At 51.2% G+C, this 8,108-nt stretch carries 7 protein-coding genes; all 7 read left to right on the top strand.

Annotation, left to right across the window (positions count from 1 at the left end; translation table 11 throughout):
* Positions 1 to 282: 282 nt before the first annotated feature.
* The 7 genes from secE (at position 283) to rpoB (ending at position 8,076) form a co-directional block, all read left to right on the top strand.
* Entirely contained in the window at positions 283 to 666 is a 384-nt protein-coding gene (gene secE / locus BEG40_RS20400) for a preprotein translocase subunit SecE (protein WP_001275702.1), read from the top strand.
* A 1-nt stretch (position 667) separates the two neighbouring features.
* Positions 668 to 1,213: a transcription termination/antitermination protein NusG gene (gene nusG, locus BEG40_RS20395; RefSeq protein WP_001287521.1), complete on the top strand. Its 546-nt coding sequence runs from the start codon at positions 668 to 670 to the stop codon at positions 1,211 to 1,213.
* Between the two features lie 158 nt (positions 1,214 to 1,371).
* Positions 1,372 to 1,800 carry a 50S ribosomal protein L11 gene (gene rplK, locus BEG40_RS20390; protein WP_001085926.1) on the top strand — a complete coding sequence of 143 codons (429 nt, stop codon included), beginning with the start codon at positions 1,372 to 1,374 and terminating at the stop codon, positions 1,798 to 1,800.
* Between the two features lie 3 nt (positions 1,801 to 1,803).
* Positions 1,804 to 2,508, top strand: a complete 705-nt coding sequence (gene rplA / locus BEG40_RS20385; protein WP_001096683.1) for a 50S ribosomal protein L1 — start codon at positions 1,804 to 1,806, stop codon at positions 2,506 to 2,508.
* A gap of 291 nt (positions 2,509 to 2,799) precedes the next feature.
* Positions 2,800 to 3,297 carry a 50S ribosomal protein L10 gene (gene rplJ / locus BEG40_RS20375; protein ID WP_001207201.1) on the top strand — a complete coding sequence of 166 codons (498 nt, stop codon included), beginning with the start codon at positions 2,800 to 2,802 and terminating at the stop codon, positions 3,295 to 3,297.
* A gap of 66 nt (positions 3,298 to 3,363) precedes the next feature.
* The gene (gene rplL, locus BEG40_RS20370) at positions 3,364 to 3,729 is read left to right on the top strand and encodes a 50S ribosomal protein L7/L12 (RefSeq protein ID WP_000028878.1); all 366 of its coding nucleotides are present in this window, start codon (positions 3,364 to 3,366) and stop codon (positions 3,727 to 3,729) included.
* A gap of 318 nt (positions 3,730 to 4,047) precedes the next feature.
* Complete coding sequence (rpoB, locus tag BEG40_RS20365) at positions 4,048 to 8,076, top strand: DNA-directed RNA polymerase subunit beta (RefSeq protein WP_000263098.1); 4,029 nt, start codon at positions 4,048 to 4,050, stop codon at positions 8,074 to 8,076.
* The last annotated feature ends 32 nt before the right edge of the window (positions 8,077 to 8,108 follow it).

Genomic DNA, 8,108 nt, shown 5'->3' with positions numbered 1-8,108 from the left:
GTGAAGGCGGCCGTACCGTTGGCGCGGGCGTTGTAGCTAAAGTTCTGAGCTAATTGCCGATAACATTTGACGCAATGCGCAATAAAAGGGCATCATTTGATGCCCTTTTTGCACGCTTTCGTACCAGAACCTGGCTCATCAGTGATTTTCTTTGTCATAATCATTGCTGAGACAGGCTCTGTTGAGGGCGTATAATCCGAAAAGCGAATACGCGTTTCGATTTGGTTTGCCTCGCTATCGCGGGGTGAAAATGTTTGTAGAATACTTCTGACAGGTTGGTTTATGAGTGCGAATACCGAAGCTCAAGGAAGCGGGCGCGGCCTGGAAGCGATGAAGTGGGTCGTTGTGGTGGCATTGCTCCTGGTGGCAATCGTCGGCAACTACCTTTATCGCGACATTATGCTGCCGCTGCGTGCGCTGGCCGTAGTAATTCTGATTGCTGCAGCGGGTGGTGTCGCGCTGTTAACGACAAAAGGTAAAGCAACCGTTGCTTTTGCCCGTGAAGCGCGTACCGAAGTCCGTAAGGTCATTTGGCCGACTCGCCAGGAAACATTGCACACCACGCTGATTGTGGCTGCGGTTACCGCAGTAATGTCACTGATCCTGTGGGGACTGGATGGTATTCTGGTTCGCCTGGTATCCTTTATCACTGGCCTGAGGTTCTGAGATGTCTGAAGCTCCTAAAAAGCGCTGGTACGTCGTTCAGGCGTTTTCCGGTTTTGAAGGCCGCGTAGCAACGTCGCTGCGTGAGCATATCAAATTACACAACATGGAAGAGTTGTTTGGCGAAGTCATGGTTCCGACTGAAGAAGTCGTTGAGATCCGTGGCGGTCAGCGTCGCAAAAGCGAACGCAAATTCTTCCCTGGCTACGTCCTCGTTCAGATGGTGATGAACGACGCGAGCTGGCACCTGGTGCGCAGCGTACCGCGTGTGATGGGCTTCATCGGCGGTACTTCCGATCGTCCTGCGCCAATCAGCGATAAAGAAGTTGATGCGATTATGAACCGCCTGCAGCAGGTTGGTGATAAGCCGCGTCCGAAAACGCTGTTTGAGCCGGGTGAAATGGTTCGTGTTAATGATGGTCCGTTCGCTGACTTCAACGGCGTCGTTGAAGAGGTGGATTACGAGAAGTCTCGTCTGAAAGTCTCTGTTTCTATCTTCGGTCGTGCGACCCCGGTAGAGCTGGACTTCAGCCAGGTTGAAAAAGCCTAATCTAGCGATCAAAAAAGCGGCGATTAAATCGTTGCACAAGGCGTGAGATTGGAATACAATTTCGCGCCTTTTGTTTTTATGGGCCTTGCCCGTAAAACGATTTTTTATATCACGGGGAGCCTCTCAGAGGCGTTATTACCCAACTTGAGGAATTTATAATGGCTAAGAAAGTACAAGCCTATGTCAAGCTGCAGGTTGCAGCTGGTATGGCTAACCCGAGTCCGCCAGTAGGTCCGGCTCTGGGTCAGCAGGGCGTAAACATCATGGAATTCTGCAAAGCGTTCAACGCAAAAACTGATTCCATCGAAAAAGGTCTGCCGATTCCGGTAGTTATCACTGTTTACGCTGACCGTTCTTTCACTTTCGTTACCAAGACTCCGCCGGCAGCAGTTCTGCTGAAAAAAGCGGCTGGTATCAAGTCTGGTTCCGGTAAGCCGAACAAAGACAAAGTGGGTAAAATTTCCCGCGCTCAGCTGCAGGAAATCGCGCAGACCAAAGCTGCCGACATGACTGGTGCCGACATTGAAGCGATGACTCGCTCCATCGAAGGTACTGCACGTTCCATGGGCCTGGTAGTGGAGGACTAAGAAATGGCTAAACTGACCAAGCGCATGCGTGTTATCCGCGAGAAAGTTGATGCGACCAAACAGTATGACATCAACGAAGCTATCGCTCTGCTGAAAGAGCTGGCGACTGCTAAATTCGTAGAAAGCGTGGACGTTGCTGTTAACCTCGGCATCGACGCTCGTAAATCTGACCAGAACGTACGTGGTGCAACTGTACTGCCGCACGGTACTGGCCGTTCCGTTCGCGTAGCTGTATTTACCCAGGGCGCAAACGCTGAAGCTGCTAAAGCTGCAGGCGCTGAACTGGTAGGTATGGAAGATCTGGCTGACCAGATCAAGAAAGGCGAAATGAACTTTGACGTTGTTATTGCTTCTCCGGATGCAATGCGCGTTGTTGGCCAACTGGGCCAGGTTCTGGGGCCGCGCGGCCTGATGCCAAACCCGAAAGTGGGTACTGTAACGCCGAACGTTGCTGAAGCGGTTAAAAACGCTAAAGCTGGCCAGGTTCGTTACCGTAACGACAAAAACGGCATCATCCACACCACCATCGGTAAAGTGGACTTTGACGCTGACAAACTGAAAGAAAACCTGGAAGCTCTGCTGGTTGCGCTGAAAAAAGCAAAACCGACTCAGGCGAAAGGCGTGTACATCAAGAAAGTTAGCATCTCCACCACCATGGGTGCAGGTGTTGCAGTTGACCAGGCTGGCCTGAGCGCTTCTGCAAACTAATGCCTTTACGTGGGCGGTGATTTTGTCTACAATCTTACCCCCACGTATGCTAACGAAAGTTAGCAGCTAAAAAGATTTGTTCGTTGGAGCCTGGCCTATCCAGGCCTCCGTCGAAGACCGCAGGAGTTTCGCAAGAAACTTAATCCCCTGCGTAGACGGTGACAGAACGCTAAGATTATTCTTTTATATTCTGGCTTGTTTCTGCTCACCGTAATTAAGACGCTCTCTCCATTTGGAGGAGTGAAGTGAGTTCCAGAGATTTTCTCTGGCAAACATCCAGGAGCAAAGCTAATGGCTTTAAATCTTCAAGACAAACAAGCGATTGTTGCTGAAGTCAGCGAAGTAGCCAAAGGCGCGCTGTCTGCAGTGGTTGCGGATTCCCGTGGCGTGACTGTAGATAAAATGACTGAACTGCGTAAAGCAGGTCGCGAAGCTGGCGTATACATGCGTGTTGTTCGTAACACCCTGCTGCGTCGTGCTGTTGAAGGTACTCCGTTCGAGTGCCTGAAAGACGCGTTTGTTGGTCCGACCCTGATTGCATACTCTATGGAACACCCGGGCGCTGCAGCTCGTCTGTTCAAAGAGTTCGCGAAAGCGAATGCAAAATTTGAGGTCAAAGCCGCTGCCTTTGAAGGTGAGCTGATCCCGGCGTCTCAGATCGACCGCCTGGCAACTCTGCCGACCTACGAAGAAGCAATTGCACGCCTGATGGCAACCATGAAAGAAGCTTCGGCTGGCAAACTGGTTCGTACTCTGGCTGCTGTACGCGATGCGAAAGAAGCTGCTTAATCGCAGTTATCTTTTTAACGCATTCGCTTACGTATAAACTTATTCTGATATTCAGGAACAATTTAAATGTCTATCACTAAAGATCAAATCATTGAAGCAGTTGCAGCTATGTCTGTAATGGACGTTGTAGAACTGATCTCTGCAATGGAAGAAAAATTCGGTGTTTCCGCTGCTGCTGCTGTAGCTGTAGCTGCTGGCCCGGTTGAAGCTGCTGAAGAAAAAACTGAATTCGACGTAATTCTGAAAGCTGCTGGCGCTAACAAAGTTGCTGTTATCAAAGCAGTACGTGGCGCAACTGGCCTGGGTCTGAAAGAAGCTAAAGACCTGGTAGAATCTGCTCCAGCTGCTCTGAAAGAAGGCGTGAGCAAAGATGACGCTGAAGCACTGAAAAAAGCTCTGGAAGAAGCTGGCGCTGAAGTTGAAGTTAAATAAGCCAACCCTTCCGGTTGCAGCCTGAGAAATCAGGCTGATGGCTGGTGACTTTTTGGTCACCAGCCTTTTTGCGCTGTAAGGCGCCAGTAGCGTTTCACACTGTTTGACTACTGCTGTGCCTTTCAATGCTTGTTTCTATCGACGACTTAATATACTGCGACAGAACACCCGTTCTGTGTAAATCGCAATGAAATGGTTTAAGCGTGATAGCAACAGGCATTGCGGAAAGTATCCATTTTCCGGTCAACAAAATAGTGTTGCACAAACTGTCCGCTCAGTGGACAGATGGGTCGACTTGTCAGCGAGCTGAGGAACCCTATGGTTTACTCCTATACCGAGAAAAAACGTATTCGTAAGGATTTTGGTAAACGTCCACAAGTTCTGGATGTACCTTATCTCCTTTCTATCCAGCTTGACTCGTTTCAGAAATTTATCGAGCAAGATCCTGAAGGGCAGTATGGTCTGGAAGCTGCTTTCCGTTCCGTATTCCCGATTCAGAGCTACAGCGGTAATTCCGAGCTGCAATACGTCAGCTACCGCCTTGGCGAACCGGTGTTTGACGTCCAGGAATGTCAAATCCGTGGCGTGACCTATTCCGCACCGCTGCGCGTTAAACTGCGTCTGGTGATCTATGAGCGCGAAGCGCCGGAAGGCACCGTAAAAGACATTAAAGAACAAGAAGTCTACATGGGCGAAATTCCGCTCATGACAGACAACGGTACCTTTGTTATCAACGGTACTGAGCGTGTTATTGTTTCCCAGCTGCACCGTAGTCCAGGCGTCTTCTTTGACTCCGACAAAGGTAAAACCCACTCTTCGGGTAAAGTGCTGTATAACGCGCGCATCATCCCTTACCGTGGTTCCTGGCTGGACTTCGAATTCGATCCGAAGGACAACCTGTTCGTACGTATCGACCGTCGCCGTAAACTGCCTGCGACAATCATTCTGCGTGCCCTGAACTACACCACTGAACAGATCCTCGACCTGTTCTTTGAAAAAGTTATCTTTGAAATCCGTGATAACAAGCTGCAGATGGAACTGGTGCCGGAACGCCTGCGTGGTGAAACCGCATCTTTCGACATCGAAGCTAACGGTAAAGTGTACGTAGAAAAAGGCCGCCGTATTACTGCGCGCCACATTCGCCAACTGGAAAAAGACGACGTCAAACTGATCGAAGTCCCGGTTGAGTACATCGCAGGTAAAGTGGTTGCTAAAGACTATATTGATGAGTCTACCGGCGAGCTGATCTGTGCAGCGAACATGGAGCTGAGCCTGGATCTGCTGGCTAAGCTGAGCCAGTCTGGTCACAAGCGTATCGAAACGCTGTTTACTAACGATCTGGATCACGGCCCATATATCTCTGAAACCTTACGTGTCGACCCAACTAACGACCGTCTGAGCGCACTGGTAGAAATCTACCGCATGATGCGTCCTGGCGAGCCGCCGACTCGTGAAGCTGCTGAAAGCCTGTTCGAGAACCTGTTCTTCTCCGAAGACCGCTATGACTTGTCTGCGGTTGGTCGTATGAAGTTCAACCGTTCTCTGCTGCGCGAAGAAATCGAAGGTTCCGGTATCCTGAGCAAAGACGACATCATTGATGTTATGAAAAAGCTCATCGATATCCGTAACGGTAAAGGCGAAGTCGATGATATCGACCACCTCGGCAACCGTCGTATCCGTTCCGTTGGCGAAATGGCGGAAAACCAGTTCCGCGTTGGCCTGGTACGTGTAGAGCGTGCGGTGAAAGAGCGTCTGTCTCTGGGCGATCTGGATACCCTGATGCCTCAGGACATGATCAACGCCAAGCCGATTTCCGCAGCAGTGAAAGAGTTCTTCGGTTCCAGCCAGCTGTCTCAGTTTATGGACCAGAACAACCCGCTGTCTGAGATTACGCACAAACGTCGTATCTCTGCACTCGGCCCAGGCGGTCTGACCCGTGAACGTGCAGGCTTCGAAGTTCGAGACGTACACCCGACTCACTACGGTCGCGTATGTCCAATCGAAACCCCTGAAGGTCCGAACATCGGTCTGATCAACTCCCTGTCCGTATACGCACAGACTAACGAATACGGCTTCCTTGAGACTCCGTATCGTAAAGTGACCGACGGTGTTGTAACTGACGAAATTCACTACCTGTCTGCTATCGAAGAAGGTAACTACGTTATCGCCCAGGCGAACTCCAACCTGGATGAAGAAGGCCACTTCGTAGAAGACCTGGTAACTTGCCGTAGCAAAGGCGAATCCAGCTTGTTCAGCCGCGACCAGGTTGACTACATGGACGTATCCACCCAGCAGGTGGTATCCGTCGGTGCGTCCCTGATCCCGTTCCTTGAACACGATGACGCCAACCGTGCATTGATGGGTGCGAACATGCAACGTCAGGCCGTTCCGACTCTGCGCGCTGATAAGCCGCTGGTTGGTACGGGTATGGAACGTGCTGTTGCCGTTGACTCCGGTGTAACTGCGGTAGCTAAACGTGGTGGTGTCGTTCAGTACGTGGATGCTTCCCGTATCGTTATCAAAGTTAACGAAGACGAGATGTATCCGGGTGAAGCAGGTATCGACATCTACAACCTGACCAAATACACCCGTTCTAACCAGAACACCTGTATCAACCAGATGCCGTGTGTGTCTCTGGGTGAACCGGTAGAACGTGGCGACGTGCTGGCAGACGGTCCGTCCACCGACCTCGGTGAACTGGCGCTTGGTCAGAACATGCGCGTAGCGTTCATGCCGTGGAATGGTTACAACTTCGAAGACTCCATCCTCGTATCCGAGCGTGTTGTTCAGGAAGACCGTTTCACCACCATCCACATTCAGGAACTGGCGTGTGTGTCTCGTGACACCAAGCTGGGACCGGAAGAGATAACCGCTGACATCCCGAACGTGGGTGAAGCTGCGCTCTCCAAACTGGATGAATCCGGTATCGTTTACATTGGTGCGGAAGTGACCGGTGGCGACATTCTGGTTGGTAAGGTAACGCCGAAGGGCGAAACCCAGCTGACTCCAGAAGAGAAGCTGCTGCGTGCGATCTTCGGTGAGAAAGCGTCTGACGTTAAAGACTCTTCTCTGCGCGTACCAAACGGTGTATCCGGTACGGTTATCGACGTTCAGGTCTTTACTCGCGATGGCGTAGAAAAAGACAAACGTGCGCTGGAAATCGAAGAAATGCAGCTCAAACAGGCGAAGAAAGACCTGTCTGAAGAACTGCAGATCCTCGAAGCGGGTCTGTTCAGCCGTATCCGTGCTGTGCTGGTAGCCGGTGGCGTTGAAGCTGAGAAGCTCGACAAACTGCCGCGCGATCGCTGGCTGGAGCTGGGCCTGACCGACGAAGAGAAACAAAATCAGCTGGAACAGCTGGCTGAGCAGTATGACGAACTGAAACACGAGTTCGAGAAGAAACTCGAAGCGAAACGCCGCAAAATCACCCAGGGCGACGATCTGGCACCGGGCGTGCTGAAGATTGTTAAGGTATATCTGGCGGTTAAACGTCGTATCCAGCCTGGTGACAAGATGGCAGGTCGTCACGGTAACAAGGGTGTAATTTCTAAGATCAACCCGATCGAAGATATGCCTTACGATGAAAACGGTACACCGGTAGACATCGTACTGAACCCGCTGGGCGTACCGTCTCGTATGAACATCGGTCAGATTCTGGAAACCCACTTGGGTATGGCTGCGAAAGGTATCGGCGATAAGATCAACGCCATGCTGAAACAGCAGCAAGAAGTCGCGAAACTGCGCGAATTCATCCAGCGTGCGTACGATCTGGGCGCTGACGTTCGCCAGAAAGTTGACCTGAGTACCTTCAGCGATGAAGAAGTTATGCGTCTGGCTGAAAACCTGCGCAAAGGTATGCCAATCGCAACGCCGGTATTCGACGGTGCGAAAGAAGCAGAAATTAAAGAGCTGCTGAAACTTGGCGACCTGCCGACTTCTGGTCAGATCCGCCTGTACGACGGCCGCACTGGTGAACAGTTCGAACGTCCGGTAACCGTAGGTTACATGTACATGCTGAAACTGAACCACCTGGTCGACGATAAGATGCACGCGCGTTCCACTGGTTCTTACAGTCTGGTTACTCAGCAGCCGCTGGGTGGTAAGGCACAGTTCGGTGGTCAGCGTTTCGGGGAGATGGAAGTGTGGGCGCTGGAAGCATACGGCGCGGCATACACTCTGCAGGAAATGCTCACCGTTAAGTCTGATGATGTGAACGGTCGTACCAAGATGTATAAGAACATCGTGGACGGCAACCATCAGATGGAGCCGGGCATGCCAGAATCCTTCAACGTATTGTTGAAAGAGATTCGTTCGCTGGGTATCAACATCGAACTGGAAGACGAGTAATTCTCGCTCAAACAGGTCACTGCTGTCGGGGT

It is taken from the genome of Escherichia sp. MOD1-EC5495 (genome assembly GCF_002965965.1).
In the GTDB taxonomy this organism is placed as follows: domain Bacteria; phylum Pseudomonadota; class Gammaproteobacteria; order Enterobacterales; family Enterobacteriaceae; genus Escherichia; species Escherichia ruysiae.
Note: the sequence above shows the minus strand (reverse complement) of the source record. Positions and strands in the feature narration are given on the sequence as shown.

Bases quoted from the DNA above. Each gene is read 5' to 3' on its own strand.
- rpoB (WP_000263098.1), top strand. From the start codon at position 4,048: ATGGTTTACTCCTATACCGAGAAAAAACGTATTCGTAAGGATTTTGGT.
- rplA (WP_001096683.1), top strand. From the start codon at position 1,804: ATGGCTAAACTGACCAAGCGCATGCGTGTTATCCGCGAGAAAGTTGAT.
- rplJ (WP_001207201.1), top strand. From the start codon at position 2,800: ATGGCTTTAAATCTTCAAGACAAACAAGCGATTGTTGCTGAAGTCAGC.
- rplK (WP_001085926.1), top strand. From the start codon at position 1,372: ATGGCTAAGAAAGTACAAGCCTATGTCAAGCTGCAGGTTGCAGCTGGT.
- rplL (WP_000028878.1), top strand. From the start codon at position 3,364: ATGTCTATCACTAAAGATCAAATCATTGAAGCAGTTGCAGCTATGTCT.
- nusG (WP_001287521.1), top strand. From the start codon at position 668: ATGTCTGAAGCTCCTAAAAAGCGCTGGTACGTCGTTCAGGCGTTTTCC.
- secE (WP_001275702.1), top strand. From the start codon at position 283: ATGAGTGCGAATACCGAAGCTCAAGGAAGCGGGCGCGGCCTGGAAGCG.